The sequence below is a fragment of the Ruegeria marisflavi genome (assembly GCF_025673445.1).
Classification (GTDB): domain Bacteria; phylum Pseudomonadota; class Alphaproteobacteria; order Rhodobacterales; family Rhodobacteraceae; genus Ruegeria_B; species Ruegeria_B marisflavi.
The window spans coordinates 84,994-107,489 of the sequence record NZ_JAOVQN010000013.1; the positions used below are offsets into that span (position 1 = coordinate 84,994).

23 protein-coding genes are annotated in these 22,496 nt (G+C 62.5%); 10 read left to right on the forward strand and 13 right to left on the reverse strand.

Annotation, left to right across the window (positions count from 1 at the left end):
* Window positions 1-108: 108 nt before the first annotated feature.
* The 6 genes from OEZ49_RS13605 (at window position 109) to OEZ49_RS13630 (ending at window position 5,441) form a co-directional block, all read left to right on the forward strand.
* On the forward strand, window positions 109-669 hold the full coding sequence (locus OEZ49_RS13605) for a F0F1 ATP synthase subunit delta (protein WP_164133031.1): 561 nt from the start codon (window positions 109-111) through the stop codon (window positions 667-669).
* A complete protein-coding gene (gene atpA, locus OEZ49_RS13610) occupies window positions 670-2,208 on the forward strand; it encodes a F0F1 ATP synthase subunit alpha (protein ID WP_263388822.1) in 1,539 nt (512 codons plus the stop codon). It abuts the gene before it with no gap.
* Window positions 2,209-2,220: 12 nt separating this feature from the next.
* Window positions 2,221-3,096, forward strand: coding sequence for a F0F1 ATP synthase subunit gamma (locus OEZ49_RS13615; protein WP_263388823.1), 876 nt, complete (start codon window positions 2,221-2,223; stop codon window positions 3,094-3,096).
* Window positions 3,097-3,115: 19 nt separating this feature from the next.
* Window positions 3,116-4,540, forward strand: a complete 1,425-nt coding sequence (gene atpD / locus OEZ49_RS13620; protein WP_263388824.1) for a F0F1 ATP synthase subunit beta — start codon at window positions 3,116-3,118, stop codon at window positions 4,538-4,540.
* A gap of 12 nt (window positions 4,541-4,552) precedes the next feature.
* Window positions 4,553-4,963 (forward strand): F0F1 ATP synthase subunit epsilon, encoded by a 411-nt coding sequence (locus tag OEZ49_RS13625; protein WP_263388825.1) that lies wholly within the window; start codon window positions 4,553-4,555, stop codon window positions 4,961-4,963.
* Window positions 4,964-5,090: 127 nt separating this feature from the next.
* Entirely contained in the window at window positions 5,091-5,441 is a 351-nt protein-coding gene (locus tag OEZ49_RS13630; RefSeq protein ID WP_263388826.1) for an H-type lectin domain-containing protein, read from the forward strand.
* Window positions 5,442-5,518: 77 nt separating this feature from the next.
* Here OEZ49_RS13630 and OEZ49_RS13635 read toward each other — a convergent pair whose 3' ends face one another.
* A complete protein-coding gene (locus tag OEZ49_RS13635) occupies window positions 5,519-6,538 on the reverse strand; it encodes a ribose-phosphate pyrophosphokinase (RefSeq protein WP_263388827.1) in 1,020 nt (339 codons plus the stop codon).
* A 107-nt stretch (window positions 6,539-6,645) separates the two neighbouring features.
* On the opposite strand from OEZ49_RS13635, the gene OEZ49_RS13640 reads away from it, so the two are divergent.
* Window positions 6,646-7,248, forward strand: coding sequence for a 2-hydroxychromene-2-carboxylate isomerase (locus OEZ49_RS13640; protein ID WP_263388828.1), 603 nt, complete (start codon window positions 6,646-6,648; stop codon window positions 7,246-7,248).
* Between the two features lie 14 nt (window positions 7,249-7,262).
* Window positions 7,263-8,060, forward strand: a complete 798-nt coding sequence (locus OEZ49_RS13645) for an alpha/beta fold hydrolase (RefSeq protein WP_263388829.1) — start codon at window positions 7,263-7,265, stop codon at window positions 8,058-8,060.
* A gap of 55 nt (window positions 8,061-8,115) precedes the next feature.
* Here OEZ49_RS13645 and OEZ49_RS13650 read toward each other — a convergent pair whose 3' ends face one another.
* From OEZ49_RS13650 to OEZ49_RS13685, 7 genes are all read right to left on the reverse strand, one after another.
* A complete protein-coding gene (locus tag OEZ49_RS13650; RefSeq protein ID WP_263388830.1) occupies window positions 8,116-9,153 on the reverse strand; it encodes a threonine aldolase family protein in 1,038 nt (345 codons plus the stop codon).
* Window positions 9,153-9,623, reverse strand: coding sequence for a YcgN family cysteine cluster protein (locus OEZ49_RS13655; RefSeq protein WP_164133018.1), 471 nt, complete (start codon window positions 9,621-9,623; stop codon window positions 9,153-9,155). Before OEZ49_RS13655 ends, OEZ49_RS13650 begins: the two co-directional genes overlap by 1 nt.
* Window positions 9,620-10,552, reverse strand: coding sequence for a bifunctional riboflavin kinase/FAD synthetase (locus tag OEZ49_RS13660; RefSeq protein ID WP_263388831.1), 933 nt, complete (start codon window positions 10,550-10,552; stop codon window positions 9,620-9,622). Before OEZ49_RS13660 ends, OEZ49_RS13655 begins: the two co-directional genes overlap by 4 nt.
* Window positions 10,553-10,649: 97 nt before the next feature.
* Window positions 10,650-12,341, reverse strand: a complete 1,692-nt coding sequence (locus OEZ49_RS22995; RefSeq protein WP_317853172.1) for a cytochrome b5 domain-containing protein — start codon at window positions 12,339-12,341, stop codon at window positions 10,650-10,652.
* Between the two features lie 239 nt (window positions 12,342-12,580).
* Window positions 12,581-13,024, reverse strand: coding sequence for a MaoC family dehydratase (locus tag OEZ49_RS13675; protein WP_044028673.1), 444 nt, complete (start codon window positions 13,022-13,024; stop codon window positions 12,581-12,583).
* A 102-nt stretch (window positions 13,025-13,126) separates the two neighbouring features.
* Complete coding sequence (locus tag OEZ49_RS13680) at window positions 13,127-14,002, reverse strand: HAD family hydrolase (RefSeq protein WP_263388832.1); 876 nt, start codon at window positions 14,000-14,002, stop codon at window positions 13,127-13,129.
* 80 nt (window positions 14,003-14,082) lie between these two features.
* Window positions 14,083-15,000: a GlxA family transcriptional regulator gene (locus OEZ49_RS13685; RefSeq protein WP_263388833.1), complete on the reverse strand. Its 918-nt coding sequence runs from the start codon at window positions 14,998-15,000 to the stop codon at window positions 14,083-14,085.
* Between the two features lie 102 nt (window positions 15,001-15,102).
* Here OEZ49_RS13685 and OEZ49_RS13690 point away from each other — a divergent pair, with 102 nt between their 5' ends.
* The gene (locus OEZ49_RS13690; RefSeq protein ID WP_238905177.1) at window positions 15,103-15,510 is read left to right on the forward strand and encodes a GFA family protein; all 408 of its coding nucleotides are present in this window, start codon (window positions 15,103-15,105) and stop codon (window positions 15,508-15,510) included.
* Window positions 15,511-15,524: 14 nt separating this feature from the next.
* Here the strand turns inward: OEZ49_RS13690 and OEZ49_RS13695 are convergent, their stop codons facing one another.
* The 4 genes from OEZ49_RS13695 to OEZ49_RS13710 form a co-directional block, all read right to left on the reverse strand.
* On the reverse strand, window positions 15,525-17,483 hold the full coding sequence (locus tag OEZ49_RS13695; protein WP_263388834.1) for a bifunctional 2',3'-cyclic-nucleotide 2'-phosphodiesterase/3'-nucleotidase: 1,959 nt from the start codon (window positions 17,481-17,483) through the stop codon (window positions 15,525-15,527).
* Between the two features lie 196 nt (window positions 17,484-17,679).
* Complete coding sequence (locus OEZ49_RS13700; protein WP_263388835.1) at window positions 17,680-18,600, reverse strand: manganese-dependent inorganic pyrophosphatase; 921 nt, start codon at window positions 18,598-18,600, stop codon at window positions 17,680-17,682.
* Between the two features lie 103 nt (window positions 18,601-18,703).
* The gene (locus OEZ49_RS13705; protein WP_263388836.1) at window positions 18,704-19,696 is read right to left on the reverse strand and encodes a TraB/GumN family protein; all 993 of its coding nucleotides are present in this window, start codon (window positions 19,694-19,696) and stop codon (window positions 18,704-18,706) included.
* Between the two features lie 9 nt (window positions 19,697-19,705).
* Window positions 19,706-20,692 carry a TraB/GumN family protein gene (locus tag OEZ49_RS13710; RefSeq protein WP_263388837.1) on the reverse strand — a complete coding sequence of 329 codons (987 nt, stop codon included), beginning with the start codon at window positions 20,690-20,692 and terminating at the stop codon, window positions 19,706-19,708.
* Between the two features lie 113 nt (window positions 20,693-20,805).
* Here OEZ49_RS13710 and OEZ49_RS13715 point away from each other — a divergent pair, with 113 nt between their 5' ends.
* On the forward strand, window positions 20,806-21,471 hold the full coding sequence (locus OEZ49_RS13715; protein ID WP_263388838.1) for a DUF2161 domain-containing phosphodiesterase: 666 nt from the start codon (window positions 20,806-20,808) through the stop codon (window positions 21,469-21,471).
* Here the strand turns inward: OEZ49_RS13715 and OEZ49_RS13720 are convergent.
* Window positions 21,468-22,364 (reverse strand): alpha/beta fold hydrolase, encoded by an 897-nt coding sequence (locus OEZ49_RS13720; RefSeq protein ID WP_263388839.1) that lies wholly within the window; start codon window positions 22,362-22,364, stop codon window positions 21,468-21,470. The two genes, OEZ49_RS13715 and OEZ49_RS13720, sit on opposite strands and share 4 nt — an antisense overlap.
* Between the last annotated feature and the right edge of the window lie 132 nt (window positions 22,365-22,496).

Sequence of the window (22,496 nt, forward strand, 5' to 3'; positions counted from 1 at the left end):
GCTACATCCCCGGTGATTTCGATGCCCCGCCGTCACGGCGGGGTTTCCTCACGCCCCCGGGGTCGCGCAAACGGCGCGTTCGGGGCCAATAATATCGGAAGGGTGGACGTGTCCGAACCAGCTTCGATTTCCGCAGGCATTGCCGCGCGCTATGCCACCGCGATTTTCGAGATCGCGAAAGAGAATAATGACCTGAAAGGTCTGGAAACCGGCATCAATGATCTGGCTGCCGCCCTGGCCGAAAGCGCCGACCTGCGTGGTCTGATCGCGTCACCGCTGGTGTCCCGCACAGAACAGGAAGCCGCGATCACTGCGATTGCCAAGAAAATGAAGCTTGGCGCCGTGCTGACCAATTCGCTGGGTCTTATGGCACAAAAGCGCCGCTTGTTTGTTCTGCCGCAGTTGCTCAAGGCACTTCAGGACGCGCTGGCCGAAGAACGCGGTGAAGTGACCGCCGAGGTCACATCGGCCAAGGCCCTGACCAAGACCCAGATCGACAAGCTGACCAAGACGCTCAGCGAGCGCGTCGGCAAATCTGTCACCATCAATGCGACCGTGGATGAAGCCCTCATCGGCGGTCTTGTCGTCAAAGTTGGCTCGAAGATGATCGACAGCTCGATCCGCTCCAAGCTCAACTCCCTCCAGAATGCAATGAAAGAGGTCGGATAAATGGGTATCCAAGCTGCAGAGATTTCTGCAATCCTGAAGGACCAGATCAAGAATTTTGGTCAGGAAGCAGAAGTGGCCGAAATCGGTCGCGTGCTGAGCGTCGGCGACGGTATCGCCCGCGTTTACGGCCTCGACAATGTTCAGGCTGGTGAAATGGTCGAGTTCCCGGGCGGCATCATGGGCATGGCGCTGAACCTGGAAAGCGACAACGTCGGCGTCGTGATCTTCGGCTCGGACCGGGACATCAAGGAAGGCGACACTGTCAAGCGCACCAACTCCATCGTGGACGTGCCGCAGGGTGACGAGCTGCTGGGCCGCGTTGTTGACGGTCTGGGCAACCCGATCGACGGCAAAGGCCCGATCAACGCCAAGCAGCGCGGCGTTGCCGACGTCAAGGCGCCCGGCATCATCCCGCGTAAATCGGTGCACGAGCCGATGGCGACCGGCCTGAAGGCCGTCGACTCGATGATCCCGATCGGCCGTGGCCAGCGCGAGCTGATCATCGGCGACCGTCAGACCGGCAAGACCGCGATCGCGCTCGACTCCATCCTGAACCAGAAATCCTATAACGAGGCCGCTGGCGACGACGAGAGCAAGAAGCTCTACTGCGTCTATGTGGCGATCGGTCAGAAGCGGTCGACCGTGGCCCAGCTGGTCAAGAAGCTGGAAGAGAACGGCGCGATGGAATACTCCATCGTCGTGGCCGCCACCGCATCCGACCCCGCGCCGATGCAGTTCCTGGCACCTTATGCCGCAACCGCGATGGCCGAGTATTTCCGCGACAACGGCCGTCACGCGCTGATCATCTATGATGACCTGTCCAAACAGGCCGTGGCCTATCGTCAGATGTCGCTGTTGCTGCGCCGTCCGCCGGGACGCGAAGCCTATCCGGGCGACGTTTTCTATCTCCACTCGCGGCTGCTGGAACGTTCGGCCAAGCTGAACGAGGATTTCGGCGCCGGTTCGCTGACCGCTCTGCCCGTCATCGAAACCCAGGGCGGCGACGTGTCGGCCTTTATCCCGACCAACGTGATCTCGATCACCGACGGCCAGATCTTCCTGGAAACCGAACTGTTCTACCAGGGCATCCGCCCCGCCGTGAACACCGGTCTGTCGGTGTCGCGCGTGGGCTCCTCGGCCCAGACCAAGGCGATGTCGAGCGTGGCAGGCCCGGTGAAACTGTCGCTGGCCCAGTATCGCGAGATGGCGGCATTTGCCCAGTTCGGGTCCGACCTCGACGCCGCGACCCAGCAGCTGCTGAACCGTGGTGCGCGTCTGACCGAGCTGATGAAACAGCCGCAGTATTCGCCCCTGACCAACGCTGAAATCGTCTGCGTCATCTTCGCCGGCACCAACGGTTACCTCGACAAGGTCGCGCTGGCCGATGTCGGCCGCTGGGAGGCAGGTCTGCTCCAGCATCTGCGCGGCAAACATGCCGAGCTGCTGGCCTGGATCACCAACGAAGATCCCAAGATCAAGGACGATGCTGCTGGTCGGGTCAAGGCTGCGCTGGACGAATACGCCGCAACCTTCGCGTAAGGAGAGGCGTCGATGCCCAATCTCAAGGACCTAAAAAACAGGATCGCGTCGGTCAAATCGACCCGCAAGATCACCAAGGCCATGCAGATGGTCGCGGCGGCAAAGCTGCGCCGCGCCCAGGAATCTGCCGAAGCGGCCCGCCCTTATGCCGAACGGTTCAATGCCGTGATGGCGGGGCTGGCGGCCTCGGTCGGGGGGAGCGACAGCGCCCCCTTGCTGCTCCGTGGTACGGGCAGCGATCAGGTTCATCTGCTGGTCGTCATGACGGCCGAACGCGGTCTGTGCGGCGGGTTCAACTCGAACATCGCCAAACTGGCCCGCGTCCGCGCAAATGAACTGCTGGCCAAGGGCAAGACGGTCAAGATTCTGACCGTCGGCAAGAAGGGCCGCGATGCGCTGAAGCGTGACTTTGCCGCCAATATGGTGGGTCACGTGGACCTGAGCGGTATCAAGGCTCTTGGCTATGCCAATGCGCAGGACATCGCTCGCGACGTTCTGGGCCGGTTCGATGCCGGTGAATTCGACGTTGCCACGATCTTCTATGCGAAGTTCCAGAACGTCGTGACCCAGCTGCCGACCGCGCAACAGATCATCCCGGCGGCCTTTGAGGCCGAAGGGGAGAGCGACGAAGTTGCGCTGTTTGACTACGAGCCCAGCGAAGAGGCCATCCTGGCCGACCTGCTGCCGCGCGGCGTGGCGACGCAGATCTTCTCGGCGCTGCTGGAAAACGGGGCCTCGGAACAGGGCGCCCGGATGTCGGCGATGGACAACGCGACCCGCAACGCGGGCGAGATGATCGACAAGCTGACCATCGAATTCAACCGCTCGCGTCAGGCCGTCATCACCAACGAGCTGATCGAAATCATTTCCGGCGCCGAGGCGCTGTAAGAAAATCCGGAGACGAAACATGGCGAATGCAAAAGGCAAAGTCACGCAGATCATCGGGGCCGTCGTTGACGTCCAGTTCGATGATGCCCTGCCTGAAATTCTGAACGCGCTGGAAACCGAAAACAACGGCAAGCGTCTGGTGCTCGAAGTTGCGCAGCACCTGGGCGAAAACACTGTCCGCACCATCGCAATGGATGCGACCGAAGGTCTGGTCCGTGGCGCGGTTGTGACCGATACCGGCGGCCCGATCTCGGTGCCGGTGGGCGCAGCCACCCTGGGCCGCATCCTGAACGTGATCGGCGAACCGGTGGACGAAAAGGGCCCGGTGAACGCCACCGAGACCCGTGCCATCCACCAGCCCGCACCCTCGTTTGATGAACAGTCGACCTCGTCGGACATCCTGGTCACCGGCATCAAGGTTATCGACCTGCTGGCCCCCTATTCCAAGGGCGGCAAGATCGGCCTGTTCGGCGGCGCCGGTGTGGGCAAGACCGTTCTGATCATGGAACTGATCAACAACATCGCCAAGGTGCACTCGGGTTACTCGGTGTTCGCCGGTGTCGGTGAACGGACCCGTGAGGGCAACGACCTTTACCACGAGATGATCGAATCCAACGTTATCAAGCCGGATAACCTCGAAGAGTCGCAGGTGGCCCTGGTTTACGGCCAGATGAACGAGCCTCCGGGAGCCCGTGCCCGCGTTGCGCTGACCGGCCTGACCCTGGCCGAGCAGTTCCGCGACCAGTCCGGCACCGACGTTCTGTTCTTCGTGGACAACATCTTCCGCTTCACCCAGGCCGGTTCCGAGGTGTCCGCACTTCTGGGCCGTATCCCTTCGGCCGTGGGCTACCAGCCGACGCTGGCCACCGACATGGGTGCGATGCAGGAACGCATCACCTCGACCAAGGCAGGCTCGATCACCTCGATCCAGGCCGTCTACGTTCCCGCGGACGACCTTACCGACCCCGCGCCTGCAACCACCTTTGCGCACCTTGACGCAACCACCGTTCTGTCGCGTGCGATCTCGGAACTGGGTATCTACCCGGCCGTTGACCCGCTCGACTCCTCGTCGCGGATCCTCGACCCGCAGGTTGTCGGTGAAGAGCACTATCAGGTTGCCCGTGACGTTCAGGGTATCCTCCAGCGCTACAAGTCGCTCCAGGACATCATCGCCATCCTTGGCATGGACGAACTGAGCGAAGAGGACAAGCTGACCGTGGCCCGCGCCCGGAAGATCCAGCGTTTCCTCAGCCAGCCCTTCGACGTTGCGAAAGTGTTCACCGGCTCGGACGGTGTGCAGGTTCCACTGGAAGACACGATCTCGTCGTTCAAGGCGGTTGTGGCCGGTGAATACGACCACCTGCCCGAAGCGGCCTTCTATATGGTTGGCGGCATCGATGAAGTGATCGCCAAAGCCGAGCGTATGGCCGCTGCAGCTGCCTAAGGAGTATCCCTGATGGCAAATACAATGCAATTCGACCTCGTCAGCCCGGAGCGCCGCCTTGCGTCGCTCCAGGTGACTGCGGTCCAGATTCCTGGCGCGGACGGAGACATGACGGCAATGCCCGATCATGCCCCCACCATTACCACGCTGCGTCCAGGGATCCTCAAGGTCGAAGGACCCGAAGGATCCAGCGAATATCTGGTGACCGGCGGGTTCGCCCAGATCGGTGCCGACACCCTGTCGGTGCTGGCCGAAAAGGCGATCCCGGTAACGGAAGTCACCCGCGCGCATCTGGACGAGATGATCGCCGAAGCGCGTGCGTCGCATGACGCGGCCAAGGCACAGGAGCATCACAGCATCGTGGACGATGCGGCGAAGCTTTTGGCCGATATGGAGGCCCTGGGCACCCATATGGGGCTCTGAGCTTCTGGCTTTCGCAGCAAGAACATGGGGCCAGCCGGGCAACGGGCTGGCCCTTTTTGCGTCAATTTTTGGCCTGATTGGCCTGTGATATTTCTCACCCGCCTGTCGTCGTCTTGGATTGTGAATTATGAAAGTTTTCTCCGCCCACCGTATGGCCATTCAGCAAGGCGATGTTGCGATGTTCTCGGACTACGAGAACGGAGGGGATATGTGGACCGGATCGGGAAACCGCGAACGCAGACATGCCGTCCGCTTCAAGCAGGCATTCCGCTCTGTTCCTGCCATTGTTGTCGGGATTTCACTTTGGGATGTCGATACCGGGGCCGCGGTTCGGGCAGAAGTGAAAGCCGAAGACATCACCCCGAACGGGTTCGATATCGTGTTTCGAACATGGGCCGATACACGGGTCGCCCGGCTTCGCGTGGGATGGACCGCGATCGGTGACGTTGCCAACGAGGATGACTGGGACGTGATCTAGGGGCGCCGCCCCAGAAAATTCGACGAATTTTCTGGGGCCAAGGCGACGAGGCCCGGGATTCGAAACCGCCGGCCCGATCAATCCATATGATAGAGCGACTCGTAGATCGGGCGCAGGGTCTTGTCCTCGAACAGGGACGAGACGGAGGTGCCGTTCCAGATGTTCAGGATCGCCTGGGTAAAGATCGGAGCGGTTGGGACCACACGGATATTCGGCGTAGCAAGGATTTCCGGCGTCGGCTGGATCGAATCAGTGATCACCAACGATTTCATCACCGAGTTGCTCACCCGTTCGACCGCCGGCCCGCTCATCACACCGTGTGAAATGTACGAGTGCACTTCCTTGGCGCCATTGTCGAGCAACACCTGCGCGGCTTTACATAAGGTTCCGGCCGTGTCGCAGATATCGTCGACGATCAGGCAGATCTTGTCGGTCACATCACCGATCACCGTCATTTCGGCGATTTCGCCCGGCTTTTCCCGGCGCTTGTCTACGATAGACAGCGGCGCATTGATCCGCTTGGCCAGTTCACGCGCACGCGCCACGCCGCCCACGTCGGGCGAGACCACCATCAGGTCGCCCATCCGATCCTTGAAATTGGTCCGCACATCCAGCGCGAAAATCGGCGAAGCATAGAGGTTGTCGACCGGAATATCGAAGAAACCCTGAATCTGGGCCGCGTGCAGGTCCATGGTCAGGATCCGCTCGATCCCAGCGCCGGTCAGCATGTTCGCCACCAGCTTCGCGCTGATAGGCGTACGCGCCTTGGTCCGCCGGTCCTGCCGGGCATAGCCGAAATAGGGGATCACCGCCGTAATCCGCGCTGCCGACGACCGCCGCAGCGCGTCTGCGATGATCAGCAGCTCCATCAGGTTGTCATTGGCGGGGTTCGATGTCGGCTGGATGATGAACATGTCCTCGCCGCGGACATTTTCGAACACCTCGACAAAGATCTCGCCATCGTTGAACCGTTCGACACGGGCGTTGACCAAACCTTGGTCAACGCCTCGATACAGGCTCATACGGCGCGCTATCGACTGGGCCAACGGAAGATTGGCGTTCCCAGAGATGAGCTTGGGTTCGGTGAGTGACGGCATGACGGATATCCCCAGGCAGCACTGTCTGTTGTGACAGATTCGTGATGTTGACACCGCTTAGCATGGGCTTACGGTCCAGCAAAGGTAACGCTGCGGAGAAAGTGAACATGGCCGATATCGACTACTTTTTTGCGACACTCTCGCCCTTTTCCTATCTGGCCGGGATGCGACTGGAGGAGGTGGCCGCAAAGCACGGGGCCAGCATCGCCTACAAGCCCGTGGATATCCTTGCGCTTTTCGGCCGGACAGGCGGTGTGCCCCCCAAGGACCGGCACCCCTCGCGCATCGAATACCGGGCCCAGGAGTTGCAGCGTCAAGCCAGGAAGACCGGTTTGCCGTTCTACCTCAAGCCCGTGCATTGGCCGACGAATGCCGCGCCCTCCTCTTACGCGATCATTGCAGCGATCCGGGACGGCAGCGGCGATGTCGGTGCGCTGTGTCATTCGATCTTGCGGGCCTGCTGGGCCGAAGACAAGGACATCGCGCAGGACGAGGTGATCCGCGATTGCCTGGAACGCGCCGGTTTCGATCCGAATCTGGCAAACAGCGGCCTGCTGGTCGGGGCGGAAACCTATGCCGCCAACCTGGAGGAGGCGGTCGATCGTGGTGTCTTTGGTGCCCCGTTCTACATCACGTCGGATGGTCAGAGGTTCTGGGGCCAGGACCGGCTGGACGATCTCGACGCGCATCTGGCGGAGATCAAGGGGTGAGGGATACCGCCTCTTTGCCGCAACCCGTCCACGTCAGTCACTTCGGCCATGGGCCGCGGCAGGTGTTGGCGCTGCATTGCACCATTGCCCATTCGGGCGCGTGGAAGGGGCTGACCCGCATTCTGGGGGACGAGGCCCGGTTCACCGCGCCGGACATGCTCAGCCATGGCCGCAGCCCGGATTGGGACGGGCAGGGCTGTTTTCAGGATCGCATCCTGGAGAACGCACAGGCCTGTCTCGACAGGCGCATGGATGTGATCGGTCATTCCTTTGGCGCTACCGTTGCCTTGCGGCTGGCGGTGGAACAGCCGGAGCTTGTTCGCAGCCTGACACTCATCGAACCGGTGTTTTTCGCCGTGGCCTGCCGGGACGCGCCTGATCTGATCGAGCAGCATGGTCAGGACGCACAACCTTATATGTCTGCCCTGGAAAGCGGCGACAAGGCGCTGGCCGCGCGTCTGTTCAACCGGATGTGGAGCACCGCCGACAGCCCGCGCTGGCCGGACCTGCCCGAGGCGACCCGCGCGGCAATGATCCGGGGTATTCACATTGTTCCGACGGTGGACGAGGCGCTGTTCAAAGACACGGCCGGGCTGCTGGCGCCCGGGCAGCTCGACCGTGCCACGATGCCGGTTCTGCTCTTGCGGGGCGCATTGACCCATCCGGTGATGCAGGCGATCTCAAAGGGTCTCGTGCGGCGTCTGCCCGATGCAACCGAAGAGGTCATCGCGGGCGCCGGTCACATGCTGCCCATCAGTCACCCGGCAGAGACGGCGGCGCACATCCGCGCGTTATGGTCGCGGGCAGGCTGACTGTCAGTCTTTTCATTTCGCTGAAAATACTCCGGGGGCAGCGCCCCCCACCCGCTCAGAGCAGGGACAGGAAGCGGTCGATCTGATCCGTCCCGATCGACCAGTCGCAGACCATGCGGCAGGCCAGCATCTCGCTCTCGTCCTCGCCCTCCAGTTCCGCACCCCACAGGTGATAGGACGCGCCCGCGTCCATCAGCCGCCGGTGCGTGGCGCGCGGGAAGCTGGCAAAGACGATATTGGCCTGCGGCTCGTGCAGGAACGTGGCCCCCGCCGCCCCCAGCCCCTCGACCAGCCGGGCGCAATTGTCATTAGCCCGCCGCGCCGAGCGCAGCCAGAGATCATCCGTCAGATAGGCATCCATCTGCGCCGACAAATAGCGGTGTTTCGAGAAGAGATGCGCACCGCGCTTGCGGCGCAGCTCGAATTCCCAGGCATGTTTCGGGTCAAAGAAAATCACCGCCTCGACGCCCATGCAGCCATTCTTGGTGCCGCCAAAGCTGACCGCGTCAACGCCCGCCTTCCAGGTCATCTCGGCGGGCGAGGCGTTGAGCGCCACCAGAGCATTGGCAAAGCGGGCGCCGTCCAGATGCACCGGCAGACCGTACTCCTTGGCCACCGCGCAAAGCGCCTGCAACTCGGCAATGGAATAGACGCCGCCGCGTTCGGTCACCTGGGTGATCGAGACCGGGCCGCGCTGCGGCCCGTGCACGCCACGGGTCTCTTCGCCCGTGATCGAGGCGCGCAGCGCTTCGGGCGTCATCCGGTCGCCGCCGGACACCAGGGTCAGCTTGGCGCCGCCCGAATAGAACTCAGGCGCGTTGCACTCGTCCTCGTGGATATGGGCCACGGGCGAGCAGAAAATCGTCTGCCACGGTTGTGACAGGGTGGCCAGCGCCAGCGAGTTGGCCGCTGTCCCGGTTGCGACCAGATAAACCGCCGCCTCGGGCGCCTCGAAAATCCGACGGATTTTCTCGCGCACCGCCTGCATCTGCGCATCCGCCCCATAGGCCATGGCATAGCCCTGGTTGGCCTCGGCCAGGGCAGTCAGAACCTCGGGGTGGACAGGGCCGGAATTGTCAGAAGCAAAGAACATCAGATCGGCTCCTCGATGATATGGTCTTCCCAGTCTTCTTCGGGGGTTTCGAATTCGGATACGGTGATGCCGCGCACCGACACGCCCGCCCGGTGCACGCTTTCGGCATCGCCCGAGATCAGCGGGTGCCAGTCAAAAAGCGGCTTGCCCTCCCACAGCAGCCGATAGGCGCAGGTGCGGGGCATCCAATAGGCGTGGCTGTCCAGATTGTCGGGGGTCAGCACGATGCAATCGGGCACAAACTGGTGACGGATCGGGTATTGGGTGCAATGGCAGCTCTCGTCATCCAGCAGCCGACAGGCGACCCGGGTCAGTTCGACCTCGCCTGTATCCTCGTCCTCGAGCTTGTTCAGGCAGCATTTGCCGCAGCCGTCGCACAATGCCTCCCACTCGGTCTTGCTCAGCCGCGCCAGCGGCTTGCGCTCCCAAAAACGCGGGCGCAGCCCGTTGCGGTCGATCGGATCTTTCATAGGGCGGCCAGGATGTCGCGGGCGCGGGCGCAATCGGCGTCCATTTGCGCGATAAGGGCGTCGAGCCCGTCAAAGGTCATTTCGGGACGAAGATACTCAACCAACCCGACACTCAGCGTGGCGCCATAAAGATCGCCGGAAAAATCAAACAGGAAGGTTTCGATATTGGGCTGCTCGCCTTTGAACATCGGTCGCACACCGACCGAGGCGGCGCCATGATAGCTGCCCTTGTGTGGCCCATCCAGCACATCGACCAGCACCGCATAGACACCGAACCGGGGCGGGTGCAGCCCGTCGATGGACATATTGGCGGTGGGAAAGCCCAATTCGCGCCCGCGCTGCTCGCCGCCGATTACCGGCCCCTCGATCCGATGCCAATGGCCCAGCATTGCGGCGGCGTCACGCGGGCGGCCCTCGCTCAGCGCGGAGCGGATCGCGGTCGAGGAGATCACGCGCTCGGTCTGCTCCAAAAGCGGCGCAATGGTGACACCGTACCCCATCTGCTGACCGAACCGCACCATGTCGGCGGCGTTGCCGCTGCGGCCCTTGCCGAAGCAGAAATCGGCGCCGATCACCACATGCGCCAGGCCGAGACCGTCGCAGATGACGCGGCGCGCGAACTCTTCGGGCGTCAACCCGGCCAGCGCGGCGTTGAAGGGCAGCTCATACAGCCGCTCGACGCCCAGCTTTTCCAGCCGGTGCGCGCGCGCCGGGCCGCGCATCAGGCGAAAGGGTGGGCTGTCCGGGGCGAAATACTCGCGCGGATGCGGCTCGAAGGTCATCACCCCCAGTGGCGCCTCGGGCGCCGCCTGCCGCGCCAGTTCGATCACCGAGCGGTGGCCGATATGCACGCCGTCGAAATTGCCGATGGCGACGCTGGCGCCTCGGTCCCGGGGTTCAAGAAATCTGTAGTCGCGGATGATACGCATGCAGGTTGGGTAAACGCAGGTCGCCCCGGGTTCAAGCGCGACTTGATGGAGCAGGGGCGTTTCGGTCACCGGTCAGAGACTGTTTGGGTCACTCGGGTCATGCCGACGGCTCTGCACCCTCCGATGTCTCGACCAGTTCGCCGATACAGAAATGCGCCATATGTGCGACCGCTTGCGCGCTGTGATAATCGCCGAACTCGGCGGTGGCATCCTTGCCCGCATAAATCCGGGCAATGCCCGCACCGCCGGGGTGATGGGGCGCCCAGGCCGAGATGTCATAGATCTTGCCCGAAACGATGATCCAGCAATCGTCGCGGGTGTTGTGCCGGGCGACCTCGGCGCGGGTCACGCGACGGGTGCCTCCGGCCGGGACCTCCGGCTGCCAGAGGCTTTGCGTCGCCTTTGCATGATCCTCCTTCGATGCCTCGCGGTAATCCCACGGTCCCCATTTCCTGGCGGGCAGGGCCGGGCCGATGTTGCGGGCATCAAAGGCATAGATCCAGGCGTCATTCTCGCCGCCGCGCTTGTCATGCGAAAACGCGGGCGTGACGCGTTCATCCAGCCCTTCAAGCAGCGCTTTTTGCGCCTCGGTACCCTTGGGCCGCAGATGGTCAAAGGCAAACTTCGACCCCAGTTGAAACCGGCTGGCGCGATAGTGCCGCACCCGTTCATAGTGCAACAGGGCCGTGGACACGTCACGGCGGTGCAGGGCGAAGGCGCAGCCAAGCGCGGCGGCATCCTCGAATGCCTGCGCCGCGCCCTGCCCAAAGGTGGGCAGCATCGGGTGCGCCGCATCGCCCAGCAAGCAGATGCGCCCCTGCACCCAGGTGTCCAGCGCGTCGCGGTCATAAAGCCCCCATTTCGTGGGGCCTACCATCGCCCCGGCCAGGGCGACCAGATCGTCGCAATTGGGAAGCTCGGCAAAGGCCGCGCCGACGTCGCGCGTGATTTCTTCGCGGCTGATGGGAAACCAGTCGCCCTCTTCCTGTTCAAAGGCGGTTGAATCGGGTTCATACCGGGCGATCCAGACATTCAGCAACTCGCCGCCGCGTACCCAATAGGTGGTGGCGCCGCTGCGTTCCGTCTTGTGGCGGTCCATGCTGAAAGAGTGGATGGGGTTGTGGTCCAGCGGACGGCCATCAGGCTTGCGCAGCGCCGCGACGGTGTCGCGGGGAATGAGGCCGCGGAAACAGGTGACCTCGGTCCAGCGCTTGGGGCGCGGGTTGGGCCAGGCCAGACTGAGAGTGGCCGAGTTGATCCCATCGGCGCCAACCAGAATGTCACCGGTCGCCGTATGCCCATTGGCGAACGCCGCCGTCACACCGCCTTGGCTTTGCTCCAGCCTGGTCAGCCTGCTGTCCATATGGACCGAGATCGGGCAGGGGGCGCCACTGTCGGTGCCGAATTCCAACACCCGCTTGTAGAGGCACATCAGCAGGTCCAGCCGGTGCATGTGATGAAACCCGGCGCCATCGCCAGCGGCGGTGACATGGTCGAACGGCCTTTCGGTCACACTGCCATCGGTGTTGAACTGCCGGGTCGATGTCAGGATCGCAGCCCGGCCACCATCCACTGCGCCATCCGGTCCTTTGGGGTTGCCGCCATCCAGATCGACCCCCAGCCAGCGGCAGATCCGCGCCCCATTGGGGGGAATGTTCAGCCCGGCCCCGGCTGTGCTGGGCTGCCTGGTCTGCTCGTAGACCTCGATCGCCGAGAAGACCTTGGATTGCCGCAGCGTCAGGGCGGTCATCAGCCCTCCCATCCCTGCGCCGATAACGATTGCTCGCATCTCGAACTCCACTTCATGAACAAGTTAAGTGAGTCTTGTCCAAACGATAGCAAGTTCAGTCAGGCTTTCAGCAGAATAGTACCACGCCCGCGCAATGGGCCGCGATCTGCGCGTGATTGTTCAACTTATTGAAATAAAAGTAGGAAACTGCACTTTGGTTGGGCCCAGGCAGCGCGAGCAATGATCACTTCTTCGTGTGTTGCTGAGGAGCGAGGCCGCGAATGCAGCTGTGCTAACGATCAGTCGAACTTGCGCGAGGGGGCCAGCACCATCGCCTCGCCCACCAGCACCTTCTTGCCGTCGACGGCGCAATGGCAGTCCAGCTTGACTCGGCGTTTGGCAAAGTCGATGTCGATCACCTTGACCTCGGCATAGACCGTGTCTCCCGGGCGCACGGGGGCGAGGAACTTCAGCGACTGACCCATGTAGACGGTGCCATGTCCGGGCAGCTGCTCGCCGATCACGGCCGAGATCAGCCCGGCGGTCAGCATGCCATGGGCGATGCGCCCCTCAAAGATGGTGTCGCGGGCATACTCGTCGTCCAGATGCACCGGATTGCGGTCCGTCGAGACCTGGGCGAACATCTCGATATCCTCGTCGGTGACCTGCTTGCGCAGGTACCGGGTCATGCCCATCTCGATATCTTCGATACAGATCGTTCCGCGCGGCAGATTGTCCAACATGTCACCCTCTCTATCCAGATGGCGGAGCAACTTTGAGCAAGTCTCCACCTTGGTTTGGCAACTTTATTACTTTGCAGTTGCAGAAAATCAAGCCCTTTCTGCTTAGCGAAGTTGGCCAATAGTATAGGTCGGGCTTCTGTTTTCTCTTTCCAGGTATGCAGTTAGCGCCACCGGATCCGGGTTGATGCCAGTTTTGGTTTCCGATGCGGCCAGACCGCCCGAGATGAACAGGGTATCGATGCCTTCACCCTGACCACCGGCGATGTCCGTCTGGATGCCGTCGCCGATCGCCAGAATCTCGGAATCGGCGACATCCACCCCCAAGGCGAGCAGCCGGCGGCGCGCCAGATCATAGATCGGCGGGTGTGGTTTGCCGAAATACAGGCTCTCGCCCCCCATCTCGGTGTAAAGCCGCGCCAGCGCCCCGGCGCACCATTCACGGATTTCGCCGCGGTCGACCACGATATCGGGATTGGCGCAGAGCAGCTTCATCCCCTTGGTCTTGGCATAGAGGAACTCGGGCCGGTTCACCGCCGGGTCGGCCATAGGGTCGAAGGGGCCGCAACACACGATGCCCTCGGCCTCTTGCAGCGGCACACGGGTGATCTCGACCGGGTTGTCGAGCAGTTTGAGCGGTTCGAAGAAGCCTGCGTCGCGGTCCCACTCACCCATGAAATAGACCTTTTGCCCAACCGCCCCCCGGAACATGGCCGAACGTGCGCTATCGCCGCTGGTGGCGATGGTGTCATAGGCGTCTTGCGGCACGTTGAACTGGACCAATTGGGTTGCAACCCCGGCGCGCGGTTTCGGAGAGTTCGTCACCAGCACGACCTTGCCGCCCTGGGCGCGATAGGCTCTCAGCGCAGAGATCGCATCTGGATAGGCGGTCACCCCATTGTGCACGCATCCCCACAGATCGACGAATAGCGCGCGATAGCGGTCGGAGATGTCGGAGAGGGCATTGATGATCTGGGTCATGTCTGGGTCCGGTTTGGGTATTGTCGCAAGGGCTTGTATGCCGCATGCGTTGGACAATGGCCATGGGAAAGGGCTGGCGGTCAGCCGCGAAAACTTTCCAGCCGCCGCCCGGTGCGGCGGGTCATTACACGGCGGAGCGCGGTGGCATCGCCATATCCGACCCGATGCGCGATCTGTTCGAGGCTCAGCCCGCCCGCCCGATAAAGCCGGATCGCCTCGGTCACTCGCAGGGTCTGGGCGAACTCGCCCGGGGTCATGCCCGCGACCCGTGCCAGACGGCGGGCAAAGGTGCGCGTGCCCAGCCCGGCGGCATCGGCCAGTTCGGCCAGCGGCACCTGTCGGGCGATATGGCGGCGCAGGTACAACTCGACCCGTTGCAGCGCCGGATCGCCCGCCACCAGGGTCGCCACCGACAGATAGGGCAGCTGGCTGGGTCGGCTGTCAGCCAGCAGAAAGCGGCGGCAATCCTCGGCCAGGGCAAACCCTGCCTGGGTTTCGATCAGGTGCAGCATCAGGTCGATCTGGGCAAAGAACGCCCCGGCCGTCACCAGCGCTCCATCGCTGCACAGCACCTCGCCCATCTCGACCCGGACCTTGGGGAACCAGCCCCGCAACAGCGGCGCCAGCCACCAGGTTGTGGTGGCGCAGCGCCCATCCAGAAGCCCCGCCGCCGCCAGCGCAAAGACGCCAGAGCAGGCGCTGGCAATGCGGGTACCGGGCTGGGCGAAGTGGCGCAGCGCCGCGGTCAGCGCAACAAAGGCAGGACTGTCCATCGCCGCCCGCAACTCCTCGGCCGAGGCAAGCCCCATCCCCGGCAGCACCACCAGCCCCGGCGCCGGTGTATCCGGGCAGACCGCCTCGGGGTGCAGGGTGCGCCAGCAAAACGGCGCCGTCTCGCCGCGCAACGCGGCCACGCGGTTGGCGCTGTCCAGCATGTCCTCGGCGATGGCCAGGCTCGACCGCTGGCAGGGGGTTGGATGCAGCAGAACGACGTCCACGGCGATTTGTCCATTTCGATCTGAATAATGTCATTTGTGACACTATGCGCTTGTCACTCCTGCGTCCATCCTCGCCGGAGAAACCGAAACAGGAGACCCAGAATGACCCTTACTGGCGGGTGTTATTGCGGCGCGCTGCGCTACGAGGCCGAGGGCGCGCCCATGCTCAAGGCGCAATGCCACTGCCGCGCCTGCCAAACCTACTCCGGCGGCGCGCCGAACCTGTTCATGGTGATGCCCGCCGCTGGCTTTCGTTATGTCAAAGGCACGCCCAAGAGTTTTCGGCTGGAGGACCGGCCCGACCGCGTGACCCGCGATTTCTGCGCCACCTGCGGCACCGGGGTCGCCTCGCACCGGCCCGGCCTGCCGGCGGTGATCCTCAAGATCGGCACGCTGGACGACCCCGCGGTGTTCAAGGGGCCCAAGGCAGCGGTGTTCGCCGCCGAGAAACAGGCGTTTCACATCATTCCCGAGGGCGTACACGCCTTTGACGGGCTGCCCCCCGCGTAGCAGGGAGCTTCAGATCACAACGCGATGCGGAACCGCGCGAACCCGTCCGGCCCATCGCCTGCGGCCTCGATCTTCATACCTTTTATCCCGTCGGCATATTGCGCGGCGGCCGGCCCGGTGTCGAACAGGACCGAGGTGTCGGGCAGGGGCGCAAACGACCAGTTCGCGTCGGCGCTGGGATTGATAGTGCCTTGTTCGACAATGTAGCGCACGATCACGTCCCGGTTGGTGTCCGGCCCCTCGAAAATCACAGTATCCGGCGAGGCGCCCGGGAAGCTTCCGCCGCCGCTGGCACGGTAGTTGTTTGTTGCGATCACGAATTCCATGTCATCCGTCACCGGCTTGCCGTTGAAGGACAGGTTGACGATGCGTTGCGCCTCGGGATTGGCCATCTCGCCCTTGGCGGTAAAGCGCGACGGCTGGCTGAGGTCGATCTGATAGCTGACACCGTCGATCACGTCGAAATTGTAGGACGGGAAATCGGGGTTCAGCAGAACCTGGTCGGCCTCGCCCGGCGTGATCTGGTTGAAGATCCCGGCAGACCGTTCCAGCCAGCCTCGCAGCTGCGCCCCGTTCACGCGCACGGCGCGCACCGTGTTGGGGTAGAGGTACAGGTCCGCAACGTTGCGGATCGCCACGTCGCCCACCGGGACATCGGTATAGTACTGCGGCCCGCCGCGCCCGCCCGCCTTGAACGGCGCGGCAGCCGAGAGGATCGGCAGGCCCTCGTGCTCGGTGCCCTTCATCATCTCGCCGATGTACCAGGTCTGGGCAATCGACACGATCTGCACCGAGGGATCATCGGCGACCAAAGCGAAGTAGCTGTGCAGCGCTGCGTCGGTCTTGCCCACCGGACGGCGGACATAGGCAAGCGTCGCCTCGTGTTCGGCACTGGCGGCCTCTTCGACCTTGGCGACACTTTCGACCAGTGGCGTGATCGAGCGGTCTTCGTTGCGCTTCGAGATCGGGCGGGCCTCGGCGGTATGGGCCACGACGCGCCACGCTCCGCCGTCGCGTTCCAGCATCAGATCGATCAGCCCCATGTGAGAGCCCCAGAAGCCGCCCATGGTCGCAGGTTTGCCCATGATGGTTCCGGCAGTCGAGTCGACGCCTGCGGTCCCCTCATATTGCGGGCCGGGGAAGACGCGGTGATGATGGCCGGTCAGGATCGCGTCGATCCCGTCGACGGCCGCCAGTGGAATCGCGGCGTTCTCCTGTCCGTCCACATGATTTGCCTCGCCAATGCCCGAATGGCAGAGCGCGATGATGATGTCTGCGCCTTGCTCCTTCATTTGCGGCACATAGGCCCGGGCGGTATCCACGATGTCGCGTGCGACAACTTTGTTTTCCAGATGGCGCCGATCCCAGTTCATCACCTGTGGCGGGACAAAACCGATCAGACCGATCCGGATCGGATGGGGTGTCCCGTCGCCGTCGATGACCTCGCGATCCAGAATGACATAGGGCGGCAACAGCGTCTTGTCCTCGCGCGGGGAACTGCCCGCCTCGCGGGCGATATTGGCGCAGACAACAGGGAAATTCGCACCCGCCAGAGACTTTGTCAGGAAATCCAGACCATAATTGAACTCGTGATTGCCCAAGGTCGATCCATCAAAGCCCAGCGTATTCATGGCCGTGATGATCGGATGGCTGTCGCCCTCGGCCATGCCGCGTTCATAGGCGATGTAATCGCCCATCGGGTTGCCTTGCAGGAAATCTCCGTTGTCGATCAGCAGCGAGTTGGTGCTTTCGTCCCGGATCGACTGGATCAACGCCGCTGTGCGCGACAGGCCGACGGTGTCGATCGGTTTGTCTGCGTAATAGTCATATGGGTAGACGTGAACATGGAGATCCGTCGTCTCCATGATCCGCAAATGGGCCTGCATCCCGGATGCCCGGGCCGAGAACGGATGCAGAGCGATAAAGCCAGCGGTTGCGCCGATAAAGGAACGGCGGTCTAGGAGAAGCGGCATGTCAGTACCTCCGGTTGTTGGGATTTTGTTTTTATCAGTTTGGCCGGGCAGGGCGCTGAGCCCTGCCTGCGGCGTAATAGTGAAACGACCCGATTCCCGGGGCCGTTGACCGAAGTGTCTCATTATCGTGGCAACAAAAAAAGGGCGCGTATCCGCGCCCTTTCCCCGGTTTGAACCGGTTCGACAGAAGTGGCTATCAGACCTTGAGGTTGGGGATGATCTGCTTCTTCCGGCTCATGATGCCGGGCAGGACAACCGTGTCGCCCGAGACCGAGGCGCCAAAGCTCTTTTCGGCCACTGTCTTGACCAGATCGTTGGGCACCAGCAGGGTGGCTTCCTCGTTCAGGATGTCGATGACGAACAGCAGCACCTGATCGGCGCCGTCTTCCTTGGCCACGTCGATCATCGAGGCCATCAGGCTGTCCTTGCGGTCCAGCAGCACCTTGGGCGCTGTGGTTTCCAGAACAGAGACCCGGAATTCCTTGCCGTCGACATTGTACTCTTTCGAGTCCATCCGCAGCAGTTCGGCATCCGAGAACGAGGACACGTCCGACTTCGCCGCGAACATCTCGGCGGCGTAAGAGGGGATGTCGACGCCCAGATCGGCGGCCAGCTTCTCGGCCACGGCGCGGTCGTGGTCGGTGGTGGTGGGCGAGCGGAACTCCAGCGTGTCGCTAAGGATGCAGGTCAGCGCCGCACCCTTGATCGCCTCGGGCATGCGCGCGGCATCGTCGCCCATCAGGTCGACCATGATGGTGGCAGTACAGGCCAGAGGACGCACGGTGATGTCGATCGGGCCCTTGGTTTTCAGCCCGCCGATCAGCGCGTGGTGGTCGATGATCTGGCGGATATCGGCGTCATTGACGCTGGCGGGCAGTTCGGCGGGGTTGTTGGTGTCCACGATCACCACCGGGGCGCCTGCGTCCACGTCCGAGATGATCTCGGGCTTGTCGAAACCCCAGCGGCTCAGCATGAAGGCCGCTTCGGTGTTGGGTTCGCCCAGCAGCACCGGTTTGGCGGCCTCGCCCTTTACCTCGTTCAGATACCAGGCCCAGACGATGGGCGAGCCGGTGGAATCGGTGTCGGGGGATTTGTGGCCAAATACCTGAATGGTCATGTGTCTATCCTGCGCAAGGTCAAATTTGCGCGCCTTATAGGGGCGCGGACCGGCATTGTCACGGGGGGCCGCTCAGGCTGCGACCCTTGGTCAGGTTGCTGCCTTAGAATGCGGAGCGTTCCAACACGTACCCCTCTATCGTCAGGAGGTTCAGCAATCCGCTTTCGCCGTGCAAATGGGCCGCGCCCACGGCGATCACCGCAGTTTGATCTTGGAAATCCAGAATATGGCGCATCCAATTGCGGTTGCGTCCCTCTAACAGTTCCAACTTGAAACTGTCCCAAATCGGGTCGAAATCCTCAGGTGTCAAACCGGTGCGCGCCAGTGTGTCACGACGCAAGAACTCCATGGCCTCGGCATGGTGCTCTTCGAAATAGATATCGCTCAGTGTCGCCAACTGGTCGGCATTGGTCCCCAGACTGCCCGAAAACATCTCCAACTCGCGTGCCTGCTGTTCGATCGAGGTGGCGGTGAACAGCGCCAGCATTTCGGTCCCGGTTTCCAACGAATGTTGCGGTACGTCGTGACTGTAGGCGATGTCCATCAAGCGGCGATCCAAACCTTGCATCGCCTCTTCCGAACTGCGCAGCAGGCAGGGCGGCATCGACAGGACCGAACCCAATATCCACGGTTGCATCTTGGCCCCCATCCAGGCCGGGACATTGCGCTCGGCCAGGGCCTGGGCGACGCGGCTCCATCCCTCTTCGCTCATCAGTTCGATCAGGGTTGGGCCCTCGGTGATCAGCGCCACCTTGGGGTTCCCCATGATCTCACGCTCAAAGTCGGCAAGGTCGAGAGAGTTCATCTCAAACCAGATGGAATCTGCCCGCTCGATCAGCGGTTCCAGCCTGTCGGCAGCAGGCCCCATACGAGGGTCGTTGACATGCAGGGTCCCAATCAGATGCAGCACGGTATTGCCGCGGGTCGCTATCCAGTGGTTGCCCTCGTGATAGGGTATCGCGGCAGCGGCCTGTACCATGTCGGCGCGGACCTCGTTCGGCAAGTCGTCACGCAGGTCGCGCCCTTCGCAGGCGGCAAAGGCCGCCATTGGCATTGTCAGAAACAGGAAAGCGGCCAGAAAACGCATGGATGTCATTTCCGCTCTTCAAAACTCAGCGCGGCTCAGGCTGTAGCCGCGCTGTTTCAACAGGTTCAGCAGACCGGCCTTTCCCGGCAAATGCGCCGCCCCGACAGCCACGACCAAGGTCTTTCCTTTGGTCCGTTGGATAACCGGCATCCAGGCCCGATTGCGCTTGTCCAGAATATGCGTATCGAACTGGCGCAGCAGGCGGGACACTTCCTTTCGGGAAACGTTCAGGTCGCGATAGAGCGTCCAGTCCTCGATCAGCATTGCCTCGGCCAACCTCTCTTCGAAATAGGCGTTCGAAAGGGTCACGACCTGATCGTCGAAATTGAGCTCGCTCTTCATGTCCAGCACAAGCAGCTTGACCTGGTCGCGGATCGGGATGGCAGACAGAGAACTCATGCCCGTTCCGACCGCTTCCAGTGAGCCGACCGGCACTCCAGCCCGCGCCGCCAAAAGCTCGATCCGGTCATCCAGACCGCGATAGGCAAACAGCCCGCGCCCGCCGCAGCCCGAGCGGGATAGGTTCATCGAGATGAACCAGGGCTGCATGCGGGCAAGAACCTGTTCATTGACTCCCTGCACCCGCATCTGAAGGCTCAGCATCTGCCACTCTTCCGGTTCCATCAGCTTGTCCAGCCCCGGAGAACCCTTGGGTATCGTCAGGATCGAGGGTGTCTCGCGTAGCGTGTCTTCGAGGGTGGCGAGCTGCTTGGCCGTGACTTCCAACAGTACGGCATCAGCGGACTGGATCACCGGCGTGAGCTTTCGCATCACTGCCCGCATCCGGCTGTCCCCGGTATGTTGGGTTCCGATCAGGTGGATGCGTTGCGACCCTTTGGTCGCGATCCAGTGGTTGCCATAGGCAAACGGGACCTTTTTTATCTCGCGCGCCAAAAGTGCTTCGCCTTCAGGCGTCAACCGTGTCCGCAGATCGGTGCCGGTACAGCGGGCCTCGACCCCGGTCGTGCCCAGCAGGCCCAGGCAGAGTATCAGGGCGCGCAGCATGGGGTCTCCTTCGATTTCGAACTGAATCAACAGCTAAGGTCCGGATTTGCCAGGGGCAAGACACGCTTGGTTGCGCGATTGTATTGCCCCTCCGATGTGCCTAGCCTGCAACCATGCAGCGAGAGCAGGATCTATACCCACCGATCAAACAGATGCTGGAACGGCAGGGCTACACCGTCAAGGGTGAGGTCGGCGCCGCCGACATTGTCGCGCGGCGGGGTGATGAACCGCCGGTAGTGGTGGAATTGAAGCTGCGGTTCTCGCTGTCGCTGTTTCATCAGGCTGTGGCGCGGCTCGCCCTAACAGATACCGTTTATATGGCGGTCTTGCGGCCCAAGGGAAAAACGGCCCGGCGGGCTTTACGCGACAATCTCGCGCTGTGCCAGCGATTGGGGCTGGGCCTGATCACAGTGCGCCCCGATGGGCAGGTCGAGGTGCAGTGCGACCCCGGACCCTACCAGCCGCGCAAGTCCAGGGCGCGGACGGAGAAGTTGTTCCGAGAGTTCGACCGCCTGACCGGCGATCCAAACGCCGGTGGTGCGACCCGGCATGGCATTGTCACCGCCTACCGCCAGGATGCGTTGCGCTGTGCCGCGCATCTGGCGGAGAACGGACAAAGCAAAGGCAGCGAGGTCGCCCTTGCTACGGGCGTTACCACTGCAACCCGCTTGATGCGCGAAAACCACTATGGCTGGTTTCTACGGGTCGAGAAGGGCATCTATGGCATTACGGATGAAGGCCGCGCCGGACTGGTCCATTGGGCCTATAGCTGGACCTAGGCCCGCCGCGCGATGAAGTCGGTCACCATGTCAACCATGACCGGGGAAAGGGCCGGGGTGATGATATGGCCCATTCCCTTCACCGCCTGAAACTCTGCTTCGGGAATTGCCGCCGCGATCTCTTCGCCCATCTCCAGCGGTATCAGCGCGTCATCGGTGCCGTGGATCACAAAGCAGGGCAGTGCGACCTTCCTCAGGCCTGGCCTGCGGTCAGGCGCATGCAGTATTGCCAGCACCTGTCGGTTTCGCCCGGCCGCATCCACGCCCCGCTCCCAGGCGCGGGCGGCCATGGCGCGGATATCCGCCTCGGGCATCGGGTAGCCGGGACTGCCCCAAAGCCCATGTTCGGCGACCTGCGCATCCAGATATTCCGAACGCGTCACGTCGCGCACCAACAGGCTGTCGACAAGCGCCAATAGGGCTGCCCGGTCATCCGGCGCGCGTTCGGTGAATGGTCGGCAAGCGGTCATCACAATCGTGGCCGACAAAACGCGGTCAGGGTGATCGATGCACAATTGTTGCAGCACCGCCCCCCCCATCGAGATGCCGAACATATGCGCATGTTCGATCCCCAGCGCATCCATCAGACCGGTAATGTCGCCCACCATATCGTTGATATCATAGGGCTTTGGCATTTCCGCGCCATTGCGCAGCCGTGCGAGAATGGTATCGGCATCCGCCGGAACGTCATCGACCGGGAAGCGCTGGGTCAGGCCGACGTCGCGATTGTCAAACAGGATCACCCGGTATCCGGCCTTGGCAAAACCGTCATACAGCTCGGTCGGCCAATGCGCCAGCTGGCTGCCTTGCCCCCGGATAAGGATCAGCGGTACGCCGTCCGACGGTCCGTGCTCCTCGACCTCGATCTGAATGCCGTTTGCCTTGATCTGCATGTCGATTGTCCCGCGTCTGTCATACGGTGCGCACTCTGCTTCGGGGACACCCGGTTGTAAACCGCCTCCGTCCCGTCAAAATCGGGGAATTTTTTCCGGGCAAAGATGTTGACTCGGCCTTTCCAAGTCCCT